Annotated in this window: 13 protein-coding genes; 4 read left to right on the top strand and 9 right to left on the bottom strand. The window is 73.8% G+C overall.

Translation table 11 applies throughout. The features are described 5' to 3' along the window. Positions 1 to 25 precede the first annotated feature (25 nt). From ACWGJO_RS11745 to ppsA, 3 genes are all read left to right on the top strand, one after another. Positions 26 to 3,580, top strand: coding sequence for a hydantoinase B/oxoprolinase family protein (locus ACWGJO_RS11745; protein ID WP_452183281.1), 3,555 nt, complete (start codon positions 26 to 28; stop codon positions 3,578 to 3,580). 63 nt (positions 3,581 to 3,643) lie between these two features. After that, positions 3,644 to 4,039, top strand: a complete 396-nt coding sequence (locus ACWGJO_RS11740; protein ID WP_452183280.1) for a cation transporting ATPase C-terminal domain-containing protein — start codon at positions 3,644 to 3,646, stop codon at positions 4,037 to 4,039. Positions 4,040 to 4,242: 203 nt separating this feature from the next. Next, positions 4,243 to 6,606, top strand: coding sequence for a phosphoenolpyruvate synthase (gene ppsA, locus ACWGJO_RS11735; RefSeq protein ID WP_452183279.1), 2,364 nt, complete (start codon positions 4,243 to 4,245; stop codon positions 6,604 to 6,606). Positions 6,607 to 7,049: 443 nt separating this feature from the next. Here ppsA and ACWGJO_RS11730 read toward each other — a convergent pair whose 3' ends face one another. The 4 genes from ACWGJO_RS11730 to ACWGJO_RS11715 all read right to left on the bottom strand — a co-directional run bounded on the left by ACWGJO_RS11730 (position 7,050) and on the right by ACWGJO_RS11715 (position 10,903). After that, positions 7,050 to 8,009 (bottom strand): ferritin family protein, encoded by a 960-nt coding sequence (locus ACWGJO_RS11730; protein WP_452183278.1) that lies wholly within the window; start codon positions 8,007 to 8,009, stop codon positions 7,050 to 7,052. A gap of 160 nt (positions 8,010 to 8,169) precedes the next feature. Continuing rightward, positions 8,170 to 8,949 carry an NADH-quinone oxidoreductase subunit B family protein gene (locus ACWGJO_RS11725; protein ID WP_452183277.1) on the bottom strand — a complete coding sequence of 260 codons (780 nt, stop codon included), beginning with the start codon at positions 8,947 to 8,949 and terminating at the stop codon, positions 8,170 to 8,172. Positions 8,950 to 8,954: 5 nt separating this feature from the next. Continuing rightward, positions 8,955 to 9,761 (bottom strand): FAD/NAD(P)-binding protein, encoded by an 807-nt coding sequence (locus ACWGJO_RS11720; RefSeq protein WP_452183276.1) that lies wholly within the window; start codon positions 9,759 to 9,761, stop codon positions 8,955 to 8,957. Further along, entirely contained in the window at positions 9,761 to 10,903 is a 1,143-nt protein-coding gene (locus tag ACWGJO_RS11715; RefSeq protein WP_452183275.1) for a 4Fe-4S dicluster domain-containing protein, read from the bottom strand. The genes ACWGJO_RS11720 and ACWGJO_RS11715 overlap by 1 nt, the downstream gene beginning before the upstream one ends. A 379-nt stretch (positions 10,904 to 11,282) precedes the next feature. Here ACWGJO_RS11715 and ACWGJO_RS11710 point away from each other — a divergent pair, with 379 nt between their 5' ends. After that, positions 11,283 to 12,107, top strand: coding sequence for a hypothetical protein (locus tag ACWGJO_RS11710; protein ID WP_452183274.1), 825 nt, complete (start codon positions 11,283 to 11,285; stop codon positions 12,105 to 12,107). Between the two features lie 69 nt (positions 12,108 to 12,176). Here ACWGJO_RS11710 and hypE read toward each other — a convergent pair whose 3' ends face one another. The 5 genes from hypE to hypB form a co-directional block, all read right to left on the bottom strand. Then, entirely contained in the window at positions 12,177 to 13,196 is a 1,020-nt protein-coding gene (gene hypE, locus ACWGJO_RS11705; RefSeq protein ID WP_452183321.1) for a hydrogenase expression/formation protein HypE, read from the bottom strand. 97 nt (positions 13,197 to 13,293) lie between these two features. Continuing rightward, positions 13,294 to 14,448 carry a hydrogenase formation protein HypD gene (gene hypD / locus ACWGJO_RS11700; RefSeq protein WP_452183273.1) on the bottom strand — a complete coding sequence of 385 codons (1,155 nt, stop codon included), beginning with the start codon at positions 14,446 to 14,448 and terminating at the stop codon, positions 13,294 to 13,296. Then, positions 14,445 to 14,759 (bottom strand): HypC/HybG/HupF family hydrogenase formation chaperone, encoded by a 315-nt coding sequence (locus tag ACWGJO_RS11695; protein WP_452183272.1) that lies wholly within the window; start codon positions 14,757 to 14,759, stop codon positions 14,445 to 14,447. Before ACWGJO_RS11695 ends, hypD begins: the two co-directional genes overlap by 4 nt. A gap of 6 nt (positions 14,760 to 14,765) precedes the next feature. Beyond that, positions 14,766 to 17,111 (bottom strand): carbamoyltransferase HypF, encoded by a 2,346-nt coding sequence (gene hypF, locus ACWGJO_RS11690; RefSeq protein ID WP_452183271.1) that lies wholly within the window; start codon positions 17,109 to 17,111, stop codon positions 14,766 to 14,768. Beyond that, the gene (gene hypB, locus ACWGJO_RS11685; protein WP_452183270.1) at positions 17,108 to 17,908 is read right to left on the bottom strand and encodes a hydrogenase nickel incorporation protein HypB; all 801 of its coding nucleotides are present in this window, start codon (positions 17,906 to 17,908) and stop codon (positions 17,108 to 17,110) included. Before hypB ends, hypF begins: the two co-directional genes overlap by 4 nt. Positions 17,909 to 17,910: the final 2 nt, after the last annotated feature.

Raw genomic sequence — 17,910 nt, 5'->3', positions numbered from 1 at the left:
GCGGGCACGGCGGAGGGAGCCGGTCATGGCAGCCAGGGGCTGGCAGTTCTGGGTGGACCGGGGCGGGACCTTCACCGACGTGGTCGCGCTCGACCCGGACGGCCGGCTGCTCACCCACAAGCTGCTCTCCCACGACCCGGCCCGCTACCGGGACCCGGCCGTGGCCGGAATCCGGGCCCTCCTGCCGCCCGGGGCGACCATCGCTTCCGTACGGATGGGCACCACGGTCGCCACCAATGCCCTGCTGGAACGCACCGGCGAGCCGACCGCACTGGTCATCACCCGTGGCTTCGCGGACGCCCTGCGGATCGGCTACCAGAACCGGCCGCAGATCTTCGCCCGCGAGATCGTGCTGCCCGAGCCGCTCTACACCCGGGTGGTCGAGGTGGACGAGCGGATCACCGCCGACGGCGAGGTACTACGACCGCCCGACCTCGACCGGCTCGCCGAGGACCTGCGCGACTGCCTGAACGACGGCATCCGCTCAGTCGCCGTGGTCTGCCTGCACAGCTACCTGCACCCCGCCCACGAGCGGGAGATCGGCCGGCTCGCCGAGCGGCTCGGCTTCGACCAGGTGTCCCTGTCCAGCGAGGTGAGCCCGCTGATGAAGCTGGTGCCGCGCGGAGACACCGCCGTGGTGGATGCCTACCTCCATCCCGGGCTGCGCCGCTACGTCCGGCAGGTGGCCGACCGGCTCGCCGGTGTCCGGCTGCTGTTCATGCAGTCCAACGGCGGCCTCGCCGAGGCCGGGCACTTCCGGGGCAAGGACGCCATCCTGTCCGGCCCGGCCGGCGGCATCGTCGGCATGGTGCGGATGTCCGCGCTGGCCGGCCACCAGCGGGTGATCGGCTTCGACATGGGCGGCACCTCCACGGACGTCTCGCACTTCGCGGGCACGTACGAGCGGGTGGTCACCACCCAGGTCGCCGGGGTACGGCTGCGGGCACCGATGCTGGCCATCCACACCGTCGCGGCGGGCGGCGGCTCGGTGCTGCGCTTCGACGGCGAACGCCTGCGCGTCGGTCCGGACTCGGCCGGCGCCGACCCCGGACCGGCCTGCTACCGCAGCGGCGGGCCGCTGACCATCACCGACGCCAACCTGCTGCTCGGCCGCATCCAGGCCGAGCACTTCCCGCAGGTCTTCGGCCCGAAGCGCGACCAACCGCTCGACTCCCGGCTGACGCGGCACCGATTCATCGAACTCGCCGAACGGATCGGCGGCCTGTCGGCCGAGGAGGCGGCCGAGGGCTTCCTGCGGATCGCGGTGGGCAACATCGCCAACGCGATCAAGCGCATCTCCGTCCAGCGAGGTCACGACGTCACCCGCTACGCCCTGACCACCTTCGGCGGCGCGGGCGGCCAGGTTGCCTGCCCCGTGGCCGAGGCACTGGGCATCCGCACCGTCCTCGTCCCGCCGATGGCCGGGGTGCTGTCCGCCCTCGGCATCGGTCTGGCCGACACCACCGTCCTGCGCGAGCAGGCGGTCGAACGGCCCCTGGCGGAGGAGGAGATGGAAGCGGTACTGGGGCTCGCCGACGAACTGGCGCACGCCGCCACCGACGAGCTGCGCGATCAGGGCGTCCCGCAGGGACGGATCCAACTGGCCCGCCGGGTCCGGCTGGGCTACCGGGGCACCGACACCACGATCACCGTACCGCTGGGGGAACCGGCCGCCATGCGGGCCGAGTTCGAGGAGCGGCATCGCTCCACCTACTCCTTCCTGATGGACCGCCCCCTGGTGATCGAGGCCCTCGCCGTCGAGGGCACCGGCCTCACCGAGCAGCCCGAACTCGGCACCCTCTCCCCCGCGGCCACTCCGGCCGAGCCCGTCGCCGTCCGGCTGTACGCCGGCGGCCGGTGGCGGCGGGTCCCGCTGCTGGAACGCGAATCGCTGCGCGCGGCCGACACCGTCACCGGACCCGCCGTGATCGCCGAGGCCAACGCCACCACCGTGGTGGACACCGGCTGGAAGGCCACCGTCACCGCCGCCGGACACCTCCTGGTCGAGCAGGTCGGGGCCACCGCCGAGGAGGCCGTCCCGACCGCCGCCGACCCGGTGCTGCTGGAGGTCTTCAACAACCTCTTCATGGCGATCGCCCAACAGATGGGCGCCCGGCTGGAATCCACCGCCCAGTCGGTCAACATCAAGGAGCGGCTCGACTTCTCCTGCGCGCTCTTCGATCCGGACGGCAACCTCGTCGCCAACGCCCCCCACATCCCCGTCCACCTCGGCTCGATGGGCACCACCGTCAAGGAGGTGCTGCGCCGTCTGGGCCCGAAGCTGCGCCCGGGCGACGCCTACGCCGTCAACGACCCGTACCACGGCGGCACCCACCTGCCCGACATCACCGTGGTCACCCCTGTCTTCGACCCGGACGGCGACGAGGTCCTGTTCTTCGTCGCCTCGCGCGGCCACCACGCCGAGATCGGCGGCACCTCTCCCGGCTCGATGCCCGCCGACAGCCGCGAGATCCACCAGGAGGGCGTGCTCTTCGACACCTGGCCGCTGGTGGTGGACGGGCGGCTGCGCGAGGAGGAGACCCTCCGGCTGCTCACCGACGCGCCGTACCCGTCCCGCGACCCGGACACCAACCTCGCCGACCTGCGCGCCCAGATCGCCGCCAACCGCAAGGGCGTCGACGAGGTCGACGCGATGATCGGGCACTTCGGCCTGGACGTCGTCCAGGCCTACATGCGGCACGTCCAGGACAACGCCGAGCAGGCGGTGCGCCGCGCCGTGGACGGGCTGAGCGACGGCTCGTACCGCTACGAGACCGACTCCGGCGCCGTGATCGCCGTCTCCGTGCGCGTCGACCGCCGCGACCGCAGCGCCACCATCGACTTCACCGGCACCTCGCCCCAGCTCGACGGCAATCTCAACGCCCCCTCCGCCGTCGTCACCGCCGCCGTCCTGTACGTCTTCCGCACCCTCGTCGCCGACGACATCCCGCTCAACGACGGCTGCCTGCGCCCGCTGCGGATCGTCGTGCCGCCCGGCTCGATGCTCGCCCCGGAGTACCCGGCCGCCGTCGCCGCCGGGAACGTCGAGACCTCGCAGGCCATCGTCGGCGCGCTCTACGCCGCGCTCGGCGTGCAGGCGGAGGGATCCGGCACGATGAACAACCTGAGCTTCGGCAACGCCGAGCACCAGTACTACGAGACCATCGCCTCCGGTTCCGGTGCCGGCCCCGGCTTCGACGGCGCGGACGCCGTCCAGACCCACATGACCAACTCCCGCCTCACCGACCCGGAGGTCCTGGAGTGGCGGCTCCCGGTCCTGGTCGAGGAGTTCGCCGTCCGCCCGGACAGCGGCGGCAACGGGCGCCGGCACGGCGGCAACGGCGTCCTGCGGCGGCTGCGCTTCCGCGAGCCGATGACGGTCAGCCTGCTCACCAGCCACCGCCGCGTCCCGCCGTACGGCCTCGCCGGCGGCTTCCCGGGCACGCTCGGCGCCAACCGCGTCCTGCGCGCCGACGGCACCGTCGAGGAGCTGCCCGGCTGCGGCAGTACCGAGGTCGCTGCCGGGGACGCCTTGGAGATCCGCACCCCCGGCGGAGGCGGCTGCGGCGGCTCTGCCTGACATGGTCCGGCCGGTCGGCCGTCGACGCCGGCGGCCGACCGGGCCCCGCTGCGGGCGATCGCCGTGTTCAGCAACCGCCACCTGCTCGGCGGCATCGGCTTCTCTCTCGCGTTCGCCGCCGCGGTCGTCTACCTCCCGGTGCTGCGGAGGGTGTTCGGCACCGCGGCCCTCCCCCGGGTTCTCACCGTGGTGCCCTTCCCGTTCCTGGTCTGGGGCACGGACGAGTTGCGCCGCGCGGTCGTCCGCCACCGTACGACCGTGCCCGCGCCCGAGACGCCGCCCGCACCGGTACCCGCCGGGCAGCCGGGTCCGCACCATCCGCTGCCGACCCTCCTCGCCCGGCACGGCTGGAGCGCCCACCGGCTCTCCCACGCCCTGGGTATCGGGGAACAGGCCGCCGCCGGGATCGTCGCGCACGCTCACCGGATCTCCGCGGGCCACGGCCGGCGGACGCGGTGATCCGGCTCGGTTCCCCGGCTCCGTCGCGGCCCTCCACGCCCACCGCCTGGGCCCAACGGCCCCGGTCCGACGGCCGACCGGGCCGAGCCCGCGGGGCGTCCGCCCCTCCAAGCTCCCCGCCCCGGGAGGGGACAGTGGAAGGGACGGAGCCCCCGTCGGGTCCGGCGCAGCCGGGTCCCCTACCAGTGCGCCTGGAGGCAGCCATGCGCCGTGTCATCCCCTTCCGCGACCTCGGCCGGGAGGACGTCGGCCTGGTCGGCGGCAAGAACGCCTCGCTCGGCGAGCTGATCAACGCTCTGGGACCGGCCGGGGTCCGGGTGCCCGACGGCTTCGCCACCACGGCTGACGCCTACCGCGAACTGCTCGACGGCGGCGGCCTGCGCGAGCGGATCGCCGAGCAGGTCGACCGGCTCCACAGCGGGGCTCCGCTGCCCGAGGTCGGCGCCGCCATCCGGTCCGCCGTACTGGCCACCCCACTGCCGCTCGCCCTCGAACGCGAGGTCGACGACGCGTACGGTCGGCTCGCCGGAGAGGCCGGACGGGAGGACCCGGATGTCGCCGTGCGCAGCAGCGCCACCGCCGAGGACCTGCCGGAGGCGAGCTTCGCCGGGCAGCAGGAGACCTTTCTCAACGTCCGGGGGCCCGCCGCCCTGCTGGACGCCTGCCGGCGCTGCTTCGCGTCGCTGTTCACCGACCGGGCGATCGACTACCGGGAGCGGATGGGCTTCGACCACCTCTCCCTCGCGCTGTCGGTCGGCGTGCAGCTGATGGTGCGCTCCGACCTCGCGGGCGCGGGCGTGGTGTTCACCCTGGACACCGAGACCGGGTTCCCACGCGTGGTCGTGATCAGTGCCGCCTGGGGGCTTGGCGAGACGGTGGTCAGCGGCCAGGTGGATCCGGACGAGTACACGGTGTTCAAACCGGTGCTCAAGGACCACCGCCTCGACCCGGTGATCCAGGTCCGGCTCGGTGCGAAGCGCCGCAAGGCCGTGTACGCCGAGGACGGCTCGACGACGGCCGTCGACACCGACGCCCTGGAGCGGTCCCGCCCGGTGCTCGGCGAGGGCGACATCCGCACGCTGGCCGAGTGGGCGGTGGCCGTGGAGGAGCACTACGGCTGCCCGATGGACCTGGAGTGGGCCAAGGACGGCATCACCGGTCGGCTGTACCTCGTCCAGGCCCGGCCGGAGACCGTGCAGTCCCGCCGCCAGGGTGCGGTGCTGCGCCGGTTCCGGCTGACCGGTACGGGCGAACGGCTGGTGGACGGCATCGCCGTGGGTGAGGCGATCGGCGCCGGTCCGGTCCGCGCGCTGGGCGAACCGGTCGGCCTGGAGCGATTCCCGCAGGGCGCCGTCCTGGTCACGGAGATCACCGACCCGGACTGGGAGCCGCTGATGAAGCGGGCCGCTGCGATCGTCACCGACCACGGCGGCCGGACCTCGCACGCGGCGATCGTCAGCCGCGAGCTGGGGGTGCCCGCGCTGGTCGGCACCGGTTCGGCGACCACCGTGCTCACCGACGGGCAGGAGGTCACGGTCTCCTGCGCCGAAGGCGCGGAAGGCCACGTCTACGCGGGTCGGGTCGCGTACGAGGCGACCGAGACCGACCTCGGCGCGCTCCCGACCACCCGCACCAAGGTGATGCTCAACCTGGCCGACCCGGGCGCCGCCTTCCGCTGGTGGCGACTGCCGGCGGACGGCGTGGGCCTGGCCCGGACCGAGTTCGTGGTCGCCCACCAGGTCCGCGTCCACCCGATGGCCCTGGTGCACCCCGAGCGGCTCTCCGGCGAGGACCGGCGGCTGGTCGACGAGCTGACGTACGGATATCCCGACCGGACCGACTACTTCGTGGACCGGTTCGCCCACGGCGTGGCCCGGATCGCCGCCTCCCGCTGGCCGGACCCGGTGGTGGTGCGCACCAGCGACTTCAAGACCAACGAGTACGCCCGGCTGATCGGCGGCACGCCGTTCGAACCGGTCGAGGCCAACCCGATGATCGGCTGGCGCGGCGCGAGCCGCTACTACGATCCCGGCTATCGCGAGGGCTTCGCTCTGGAGTGCCGGGCACTGCGCCGGGCCAGGGACGAACTCGGCCTGACCAACATCGTGGTGATGATCCCGTTCTGCCGCACACCCCAGGAGGCCGACCGGGTGCTGGCCGTCATGGCCGACAACGGGCTCGCCCGGGGCGCCAACGGCCTACGGGTGTACGTCATGGCGGAGATCCCGGCGAACATCCTGCTCGCCGAACAGTTCGCCGAACGCTTCGACGGCTTCTCGATCGGCAGCAACGACCTCACCCAGCTCACCCTCGGCGTCGACCGGGACTCGGGCCTGCTCGCCCATCTCTTCGACGAACGGAATCCGGCCGTCACCCGCAGCATCGAGACCCTGGTCGCCACTGCCCACGCGGCCGGCCGCCACGTCGGACTCTGCGGCCAACGCCCCAGCAACGACGCGGACTTCACCCGCTTCCTGGTGCGGGCGGGGATCGACGCGATCTCCGTCACCCCGGACAGCTTCGCCGCGGTCAAGCACGCGGTCGCGGCTGCGGAGCAGGAGACTTGAACCCGACCCCGCAGGCCGGGCGGCAGGAGCCGGCGATGAGCAGCACGCGACCCCTACCGGAGCGGACCTGGGCCTGGGCGGTGGAGCGCCCCGGGCCGGTCGGCGAGCTCGTGCCCGTCGCCCTCACCGCGCTGGACCGCGGCGGCACGCTCGCCGTGGCCGGCATCCACCTCACCGACATCCCGGCGCTCAACTACCGGCGGCACCTCTTCCAGGAACGCACCCTGCGCAGCGTCACCGCCAACACCCGCGCCGACGGACGCGCCCACCTCACCGAGGCCGCCCGCACCCGCCCGGTCGTCCACGTCACCCGCTACCCCCTGCGGCACGCCGACACCGCACTCACCGACCTCGCCGCGGACAGCGTGACGGGCGTCGCGGCCCGCGGCGGTCGACGGCCTTCCGGGGAACCCCGCGCCACGTCGATACGTCACGGAGGGTTGTCAGTCGAGCTGCCCCAAGACCTGCCGGAAGGCCTGGGCGTGGCCGGCCTCGTCACCGGCGTTGTCGAGGAAGAGTTCGGCCGCTTCGGTGTCGCCCGCTGCCCGAGCGCGGTCGGCGAACATCGGGTACATGACGGTCGCCTCGTAGTTCTCGCCGGCGATGCTCCTCCACAGGTCGGACCGAATGTCCTCTACGAGCCCGAACAGCACGGCCTCGGCGGTGAAGTGCTCATGGAGTTCCACCGCGGCGGTGCCCCGGAAGAGCGCGGCGACCGCCTCGTCACCGGACTGCTCGGCCTGCTCGGCCTGCTCGGCGAAGACGGTGTACCGGGCGAACGCCAGCGCCTCACCGTGCAGCGCGGTGTCGAGGTTGGCCAGGGTGCGGGCCGAACGGACCTGAGCCGGGCCGGCCGGCGCCGCCACCGGGTCGACCTGCGGCGGTGCGGGGACCTGGCCGTGGCCGGTCCGCACCACGTCGAGCGCGGCTTTGAACGCCTCGCTGTGGTGGGCCTCGTCGTCGGCGATCTCCGCGAAGAGGACGGCGGCATTGTGGTCCCCGTCCTCCTCGGCCTCCTGGGCGAACCGTGGATACATCGAGGTCGCCTCGTTGACCTCGCCCGCCACGGAGACCGTCAGGTTCGCGGTCTCGTCACCGATCACCCCGGCGAGCAGCGCCTCCTGGTGGAAGTGCTCGTCGAGTTCCACGGCGGCCGTACGGCGGTAGAGGTTCCCGACGGCGGGCAGGTGCTCCCGGTCCGCCTGGTCCGCGTAGAAGGTGTAGGAGGCGTGCGCGAAGGCTTCGCCGCGCATCGAGGCCTGCAGGTCGGCGAGGGTCTGCGGCTGGATCCGAGAGACCGCTCCGGGATGGGCGGCGGTCGGGGTGGCGACAGCGGCGGCAGAAGTGCCGACGGCCACCAGGCAGGTGGCGGTCGCGAAGAGGATCCGGGCGGAGGGTGGCACGTTCGTCTCCCAGCGGGCAAAGGAATGAGGTTGCTCGCGTGGAAGCAAGCCGATCGAAGACGATCGAGTACCGTGCTCCGTTCGCAGCACCCCCGCGTGTCCCGGGGCGGCCAGGTGGCCGCATCCGCTCACCCGACAGTCGGGCGCCCGGTGCCGTGGGTCATCCGCCGTCCTCCGTCGCCTGTCGGGCCGCCTCCGCAAAGCCGGGGGCCTCGGCGTTGAAGGTGCGGTAGAGCCGGGCCGCGTCCGGGCCCGCCACACCGTCGCGGCGCAGCAGCGGCAGCAGGGCGCGGGTGTTGGGTGTCTCCATCGGTCCGAAGCAGCCGTAGCAGCCCCGCCCGTACGCCGGGCAGATGGCGCCGCAGCCGGCCTGGGTGACCGGGCCGAGGCAGGGCGTGCCGTGGGCGACGGTGACGCAGGTGGTGCCGCGCAGCTTGCACTCGAAGCAGACACTGTGGGTGGGGATGTCGGGCTTGCGGTCGGCGAGATAGGCGGTGATGACCTCCAGCAGCTGCCGCTTGTCGATCGGGCAGCCGCGCAGTTCCAGGTCGACCGGCACGTGGGCGGAGATCGGGGTGGAGTGGTCGAGGCTGTCGATGTACTCGGGCCGGGCGTAGACGACGGCCTGGTACTCGGGCAGGCCCACCAGATTGCGCAGCGCCTGGACCCCGCCGGCGGTGGCGCAGGCGCCGATGGTGACCAGGTGGCGGGACTGCTCCCGGACCCGGCGGACGCGCTCCAGGTCGGAAGGCGTCGCGATGGAGCCCTCGACCAGGGACAGGTCGTAGGGCGGCGGCAGTTCACGACTGGAGGCCTCCGGGAAGTAGCCGATCTCGATCTTTCCTGCGAGTGCGAGGAGTTCGTCCTCGCAGTCGAGGAGGGCGAGTTGGCAGCCGTCGCAGGAGGAGAACTTCCAGACCGCCAGGCGCGGGATTCCCATGGCGCTCACCGCTCAGGGGTGGACAGCAGGCCTTCGGCACGGTCCCAGCCGAAGACCGCACCGTCGCGGCAGACGAGGACGGGGCCGAGCTGGCAGTGCCCGCACCAGGCGGTGGCGCAGCGCATGTTGCGCTCCAGCGAGACCTGGATGCGCTCGGCGGGGACGCCTCGGCGGATGAGGTCCCGGGCGGTCGCGCACATCATCGCCTCCGGGCCGCACAGGTAGGCGGCGCAGTGCCCGGGACGGAAGTCGGCGCCGTCCAGCAGAGCGGTGACCAGGCCGGTGGCGCCGCGCCAGCCGGGCTCGGGGTTGTCCACGGTGGCCTGGACGTACGCGCGGATGTGCCAGCGCGGCAGGTCGTCGAGGAAGAGCTGCCCGCCCGGGTCGCGGTACCCGGCGAGCACCGACACCGTCCCGTACGTCTCCGGGTCGGCGAGGACCTCCTCGATCAGCGGTCGCAGCGGGGCGAGCCCGATGCCGCCGGCGACGACCAGGACGTCACTTCCGGGCGGCGGACTCCCCCAGGCCGTGCCGTACGGGCCGCGGGTGCCGATCCAGTCACCGGGCTCGGCCCGGCAGAGCGCCTCGCTGACCTTGCCGACCGCGCGGACGGTGTGGCTCAGCACGGTGCCGTTGATCCGGCTGGTGGAGAGCGGGATCTCACCGTTGCCGAAGGCGTACAGCATCGCGTACTGCCCGGGGCGGAAGGGGCTCATCGGGGCGGCGGCCGGTGCCAGGTCGAGGGTGACGGTGTCGTCGGTCTCACGCCGGCAGGCCAGCACCCGGTAGGGCACGGGGGTGGTCGCGTGCATCACGGTGCTCCCCCGGCGCTCGTGGCCTCGGCCCGTAGGGCGGTGACCTCCTCGGTGATGTCGATGCCGACCGGGCACCAGGCGATGCAGCGGCCGCAGCCGACGCAGCCGGAGGAGCCGAACTGGTCGTACCAGGTGCCGAGTTTGTGGGTGAGCCACTGCCGGTAGCGGCTGCGCGCGGAGGTGCGGACCGGGCCGGTGCCGTGCAGGTGGGAGAAGTCGAGGTCGAAGCAGGAGTCCCAGCGGCGCCAGCGCTCGGCGTGGTCGCCGGTGAGGTCGGTGACCTCCTCGGTGGTGGTGCAGAAGCAGGTGGGGCAGACCATGGTGCAGTTCCCGCAGGTCAGGCAACGGTCGGCCACCTGGTCCCAGCGCTCGGCGGTCATCGTGCCGGCCATCAGCGCCCGCAGGTCGGTGGGGTCCATGCTCCGGCCCATCCGTCCGGCGGCCTCGGCGACGGCCGTACGGGCGTGCTCGCCGTCGGTGGGGCTGGTGGGGAGTCCGGCGAGGACGGCCTCGCCCTCGGGGCTGCCGGCACGGACCAGGTAGTGCGGGCCGTCCGGTTCGACGGTCTCGGTCAGCGCAAGGTCGTACGACGCATCCCCGGTCAGGCCCGGGCCGGTGCCCATCGAGACACAGAAGCAGACCCCGCTGGGCTCGGTGCACTCGGCCACCACGAGGAATGCGCCGGAGCGCCTCGGACCGTACACCGGGTCCGCGTACGCGCCGCCCGTCAGCACCCGGTCCTGCACAACGATCGCGCGCAGGTCGCAGGGGCGTACGCCGAGGAAGGCGTAGCAGGGTGGCGGTTCGTCGTCCTCCCGCACGGCGACGGTGCCGTCCGGCGCCCGATCGGCCTGCCAGAGCCTGGCCCGTGGCGGGTGCAGGAAGGTCTTCCAGGACTGCGGCCCGGCGGAGTGGGCGAACGCCGCCCGGTCCTCGCGCCGGTGCAGCCGGTAGGTGCCCGGCTCCGCCTCGATGCCCCAGCCGTACGGCAGCTCCTGCGCCGAGTCCAGTTCGGCGAGCACGATCGCGCCGTCCCGGACGGTGGGCCCGATCACGGTGAAGCCCCGCTGCCGCAGGGCCGCGACCAGTGCGGAAAGGCCTGCCTCGTCCAACTCCACGAGCGGTGGCGTCGTCCCCATCACGCCCTCCTCGGGCTGCTCCCCGGCGCCGCCCGGACGGCGGCCCCGTGTCCTTCCGCTCTCGGCCGCCCACCGGCATTCCGCATGGGCCGGTCGGTCCCGCCCCACGGATCGGGGTCCACCGGTGCCGCAGACATGGTCCGACCGGCCCTGCACGGCCCGCTCCGCCGCGGCGGACGAGACCGATGGACGCGCCGGCGTGCTCGGAGGAGGTGGAGGCGGTGTCACCGCCGTGGCGGGAGGCGGGGCGGACGGAACCGACGACGCGAGCGGTGGAGGAGCGGCTGGACGACTGCGTGACCGCCCTGATGGGCGCACGGGGCCGAGCCGGGGCGGGCCCGGTAGATTCACTCCCCCACCACCGACCGAGGGAGCACCCGTGCCCGACCGGCCCAGCCTGCTGTACGTGACCGACCTGGCCTACCCGGCCCGCGGGCGGCGGTACGGCGACGAGGACGTCTTCCTCACCTCCCGGCTGCGGGAGTGGTTCGACCTGGCCCTGTGCCACCCGCTGGACGCCCGGGCGCTGATGGGGCGCTTCGACGCGGTCGTGGTGCGCAACAGCGGTCCGGTGCTGCACTACCGGGAGGAGTACGCCCGGTTTCGCGACCGGGCCCTGGCCGACGGCGTACGGGTCTACAACCCGCTGACCGGGCGGGGCGACATGGCCGGGAAGGGGTACCTGCTGGACCTGACCGAGGCGGGCCGCCCCGTCATCCCCACCGTCGACCGGCCGCAGGACCTCGACCGGCTGCCCGCCGCCGACCGCTACGCGGTCAAGCCCAGGGAGGGCGCGGACAGCATAGGCCTGCGCTTCCTCACCCGCGACGAGCTGGACGGGCTCGACGCGTGGGGCGAGGTGCTGGTCCAGCCGCGGATCGACTTCCGCTACGAGGTCTCCTTCTACTTCGTGGACGACGCCTTCCAGTACGCCCTCCACGCACCGGATCCGGCCCGGCGCTGGGTGCTGGAACCGTACGAGCCGAACGCGGCCGACCTCGCGTTCGCACGGAGCTTCGTCGACTGGAACACGCTCGCCCACGGGATCCAGCGGGTGGACGCCTGCCGCGCGCCGGACGGGAGCCTGCTCCTGGTCGAGCTGGAGGACCTCAACCCGTACCTGTCCCTCGACCTGGTCGCCTCGGAGGTCCGGGACGGTTTCGTCGAGGCCCTGGCGGATTCACTGCACCGCTTCCTGGGCTGACCGGCGGGGCGGAACGACGGACCGCCGCCCCGGGAGGCGTCTCCCGGGCCGGCAGCGGCGTACGCGCCGTCAGCAGATCCGCGGCAGCTGCTCGCCCATCGGCAGGTCGACCACCCGGGTGCCGCCGAAGCCGGTGCGGGCCACGACCATCCCCGGGTGCTCCTCGACGCACTCGCCGATCACCACGGCCTCCGCGCCGAGCGGGTGGGCGCGCATGGCGGCTAGCACGGCGTCCGCCGAGCCGCGCGGGACGAAGGCGACGAGCCGGCCCTCGTTGGCGATGTACATCGGGTCCAGGCCCAGCACCGCGCAGGCGTTGGCCACCGGCTCCGGGACGGGGACGGCGGCCTCGCTGAGCACGACGCCCACCCCGGCGGCGGCCGCGATCTCGTTGAGCGCCGCCGCCAGGCCGCCCCGGGTGGGGTCGCGCAGCACGTGCAGGTCGGCGGTGGCCGCAAGCATCGCCTCGACCAGGCCGCCGAGCGCCGCGCTGTCGCTGCGCACGTCGACGCCGAACTCCAGTCCCTCCCGGACGCTCATGATCGCCACTCCGTGCAGTCCGATCGGCCCGCTGACGATCACCACGTCGCCGGGCCTGGCGCGCTGCGGGCGGATGTCGACCCCGGCCGGGACGATCCCGATGCCCGCGGTGTTCAGGTAGACGCCGTCCCCGTGCCCGGCCTCGACCACCTTGGTGTCCCCGGTGGCGATCTCGACCCCGGCGGTGCGGGCGGCGGCGCCGATCGCCCTGGCGACCCGGTCCACCACGGCCATCTCCACCCCCTCCTCCAGGATGAAGCCGCAGGACAGGTAGGCGGCCCGGGCCCCGCTCATGGCGAGGTCGTTGACCGTGCCGTTGACGGCGAGGTCACCGATGCAGCCGCCGGGGAAGAACAGCGGCCGCACCACGTAGGAGTCGGTGGAGAAGGCGAGTCGGGCCCCGCCGAGCTCCAGCACGGCGGAGTCGCCGAGCCCGGCGAGCACCGGGCCGCCGAAGGCCGGCGCGAAGAGGTTCTGCACCAGTTCCGCGGACAGCGCCCCGCCGCCGCCGTGGCCCATCACCACCCGGGGGTGGTCGCGCAGCGGCAGCGGGCAGCTCCAGCCGGAGAAGTCGGGCCGCCCGGCGTCCGCTTCGGTGAGCGCTTCGGTGAGCGCTTCGGTGAGCGCTTCGGTGAGCAGTTCGGTGTCAGCCAACGCGGCTCGCCTCCTGGGTCTCCTGAAGGTCCTGGCCCCGGACGGACGTCGTGCCCGGCACGCCGAGCCGCCGGTACAGGTAGTACGCCGCGCACGCCCCCTCGCTGGACACCATCGTGGCGCCGAGCGGCGTGCGCGGTGTGCAGACGGTGCCGAAGGCCTCGCACTGGTGGGGCTTCAGCAGGCCCTGCAGCACCTCGCCGCTGCGGCACTCGGCGGGTTCGCGGGTGGTGATCCCCGAGACGTCGAAGCGGTGTTCGGCGTCGTGGTCCCGGTAGCGGGGCGAGAGCCGCCAGCCGCTGCGCGGGATCACCCCGATGCCCCGCCAGGCGCGGTCGGCCACCTCGAAGACGTCCTCCAGCATGGCGCGGGCCGCCGGGTTGCCCTCGGGGCGGACGGCCCGCGGGTAGGCGTTGTCGACGGCGTGCTCCCCGCGCTCCAGCTGCCGTACGGTGCGCCGGATGCCTTCCAGGATGTCCAGGGGTTCGAAGCCGGTGACGACGATCGGCACCCGGTGGCGCTCCGCGAGCGCCGGGTACTCGGCGGTGCCCATCACGCTGCAGACGTGCCCGGCGGCGAGGAAGCCCTGGACCCGGCAGTCCGGCGAGTCCATGACCGCCTCGATCGCGGGGGGCACCCGGACGTGGGAGACCAGCATGCTGAAGTTGCGCAGCCCCTGCTTCCTGGCCAGGTGGACGGCCATGGCGTTGGGCGGGGCGGTGGTCTCGAAGCCGATGCCGAAGAAGACCACCTCCTTGTCCGGGTTCTCCCGGGCGATCCGCAGGGCGTCGAGCGGTGAGTACACCACCCGGACATCGCCGCCCTCACCGCGGACCCGGAACAGGTCCCGGTCGGTGCCGGGCACCCTCAGCATGTCCCCGAAGGAGCAGAAGACCACCCCCGGCCGGGCGGCGATCGCCAGTGCCCGGTCGATCATCTCCAACGGGGTGACGCACACCGGGCAGCCCGGCCCGTGGATCAACTCGACTTCTTCCGGCAGGAGTTGGTCGATGGAGTGCCGGATGATGCTGTGCGTCTGGCCGCCGCAGACCTCCATCAGCGCCCACGGCCGGGTGACCGTCGCCCTGATGTCGGCGAGCAGCCCGGCCGCCAGCTCGGGGTTGCGGAACTCCTCCAGGTACTTCACCGTCCGGCCTCCTCGGTCTCGTCCGCCGCTCCGGCCGCACCCGCCGCCGCCCCGGCGGCCTCCCACGGGTCGCCGAACTCCTCCTGCAACAGCCCGAGTTCCTCGAAGAGGGCGAGGGTGCGCCGGGCCGACTCCTCGTCCAGTCGCTGCAGCGCGAAGCCCACGTGGACGATCGCGTAGTCCCCCACCGCCAGGTCGGGCAGGTACTCCAGGCAGACGTCCTTGATCACGCCGCCGAAGTCCATCACCGCCATCCTGGTCCCGTCCCGCTCCCCGATCTCCTTCACCCTGCCGGGCACCGCCAGGCACATCCGCGCTCACTCCTCCCGGGTGGCCGCCGACCGGGCGGCCACCATCAGCTGGCCCAGCGCCAGCCCTCCGTCGTTGGGCGGCACCCGGCGGTGCCGCAGTACGGTGAAGCCGTCCTCCCCGAGCCCGCTCGCGCAGGCGGAGGAGAGCAGCGCGTTGGCGAAGACCCCGCCGCTGAGGGCCACGGTGGTGGTGCCGTGCCGTTCCCGGACGGCGGCGCAGATCCGCCGGACCAGCTCGGCCACCGCGCCGTGGAAGCGGGCGGCGACCAGCCCCGCGGGCGCACCCGCGGTGACGTCGGCCACCACCGCGGCCAGTACCGGCCCGGGGTCGGCGATCCAGCCGTCCGCCCGCGCCGACAGGCCGAACGCGTAGCCACCCGCCCGCTGCGCCGCCCCGTACACAGGACCGTCCTCGCGGCCGAACTCGCAGGCCGCCGCCTCCAGTTCGATCGCCGCCTGGGCCTCGTACCCGGCCCGCTGGCAGATCCCGGCGAGCGAGGAGACCGCGTCGAACAGCCGGCCCATGCTGGAGGTCGGCGCGCAGTTCAGCCCCCGCTCCAACTGGCGCTCCAACAGCCGCAGTTCCTCGCCCTCGCAGGCCCGGACCGGCGGCAGCTGCGGCAGCCGGGGCAGCCCGGCCGCGCGCAGGTGGGCGAGTGCCGTCCGGTAGGGGCGCTCGACGGCCGCGTCCCCGCCGGGCAGCGGCACGTACCGAAGGTGGGCGAGGCGGCGGAACCCGTCGTAGTCCGCCAGCAGCACCTCGCCGCCCCAGATCGCGCCGTCCTCGCCGTAGCCGGTGCCGTCGAAGGCCACCCCGAGCACCGGCCGGCCGCCGTCCAGGCCGTGTTCGGCCATCACCGCGGCGATGTGGGCGTGGTGGTGCTGGACCCGGTGCACCGGCCGGCCGGCGGCGGTCCGCTCGGCGTGCCGCAGCGAGCGGTAGCCGGGGTGGCGGTCGGCGGCCAGCAGTTCGGGCCGTACGCCGCTGACCGTGCCGAGCTGCTCGACCGCCCGCTCGAAGGCCCGCAGGGTGGCCAGGTCGTTCATGTCGCCGATGTGGCCGGACAGCCAGGCGTAGCCGTCCCGGGCCAGCGCGAAGGTGTTCTTGAGGTCGCCGCCGACGGCCAGGACGGGGCGGACGGGCACCGGCAGCGGGATCGGGAGCGGCGCGTACCCGCGCGAACGGCGCAGCGGCAGCTGTTCGCCGTCCACCACCCGCACCACGGAGTCCTCGCAGGGGACGTGGATCGGCCGGTCGTGGGTGAGCCAGCCGTCGACCAGCGGGGCGAGCCGCTCCAGCGCTTCCCGGTCCTCGGTGACGATCGGCTCGCCGGAGAGGTTGGCGCTGGTCATCACCAGCAGGTCCGGCCCGGGGGCGGCGAGCAGCAGGTGGTGCAGCGGCGTGTACGGGAGCATCACCCCGAGGTCGGGGCTGCCCGGGGCCACCGCCTCGGGCACCGGCAGGCCCGTGCGGCGGAGCAGGACGATCGGCCTCACGGGCCCGGTGAGCAGTTCCCGCTCGACCGGGTCGACGGGCAGCAGGCGTTCGACGGTGGCGAGGTCGCGGGCCATCACGGCGAAGGGCTTGTCGCCGCGCCGCTTGCGCCGGCGCAGCAGGGCGACGGCCGCGGTGTCGCGCGCGTCGCAGGCGAGGTGGTAGCCGCCGATGCCCTTGACGGCGAGGACCGCGCCCTCGGCGAGCAGCCGCCGGGCCTCCGTGAGGGCCTGTTCCCCGGCGAGTTCGGGGCGTCCGGGCACGGTCAGCGCGAGTGCCGGCCCGCAGGCGTGGCAGGCGACGGGCTGGGCGTGGAAGCGGCGGTCGGCGGGGTCGGTGTACTCCCGGGCGCAGTCCGGGCACATCGGGAAGCCGGCCATGGTGGTGTTGGCCCGGTCGTACGGGAGACCGGTGACGATGGTGTGCCGGGGGCCGCAGTTGGTGCAGCTGATGAAGGGGTGCCGGTGGCGGCGGTCGGCCGGGTCGGCGAGTTCGGCCAGGCAGTCGGCGCAGACGGCGGTGTCGGGCGGGATCAGGGTGGTGCGGGGGCCGTCGGGGCTGGACGGGACGATGCGGAAGCCGGTGGCGCCGGTGGTGGCGAGCGGCGCGTGTTCCACCGAGTGCACCTGGGCGAGCGGCGGCGCGTCGCCGGCCAGGCGCCGGCAGAACGCGTCCAGGGCGTCCGGGCTGCCCTCGACCTCGGCCAGGACGCCCTCGCCGGTGTTGGTGACGGTGCCGGCCAGGCCGAGTTCACCGGCCAGCGTGTGGACGAACGGGCGGAAGCCGACCCCCTGCACCAGGCCGCGGACGGCGACCCGCCGCCGCTCGCGGTCGAGCCCGGGGTGACCGGCCGTCACGCGCGCTCCCCCACGGCGGAGCGGCCGTGGTGGTGCCCGTGATCGTGTACGTGATCGTGTCCGTCCCCGTGTTCATCCCCGTCGTCGTGCGCGTGCCCGTGGTCGTGCGGCGCCGCCGACATCACCGGCCGGTGCGGCTCGGCCCCCTCCAGCACGGCCAGCGCCCGGTCCAGCAGCGCCCCGACGCCCTCGCCCGTCCGGGCGGAGGTGTTCAGCACCGTCACCCCGGGGTTGACCCGCTGGACGTTGGCCAGGAACGCCGCCTCGTCGAACTCGGCCGCCGCGGCGAGGTCCGTCTTGGTCACCAGCACCAGGTTGGCCAGCCCGAAGGCCGTCGGGTACTTGAGCGGCTTGTCCTCGCCCTCGGTCACCGAGGCCAGCACCACCCTCAGCGTCTCGCCGAGGTCGTAGGAGGCCGGGCAGACCAGGTTGCCGACGTTCTCCACGAACAGCAGCCGGCATTCGGCCGGCAGCCAGCCGTCCAGGTGCCCGGCGAGCATCCGCGCCTCCAGGTGGCAGAGCCCGTCGGTGAGCACCTGCTTCACCGGGGCGCCCGAGCGGGCCAGCCGGCGCGCGTCGTTCTCGGTGGCGAGGTCGGCGGTCAGCGCGGCGACCTCCACCCCGCGCCGCCGGGCCAGCCCCAGCTCGGCCTCCAGCAGCGCGGTCTTTCCGCTGCCGGGGCTGGACAGCAGGTTCACCGCGACCGTCCCCCGCGCCTCCAGCGCCTCCCGCAGCCGGCGGGCGCTGTCGTCGTTGCGGGCGAGGACCGCCTGACGGAGGTCGACCGTGCGGCACATCG

The organism is Kitasatospora sp. NPDC054795 (assembly GCF_053611565.1).
This window is presented reverse-complemented; position numbering and strand designations above follow the sequence as displayed.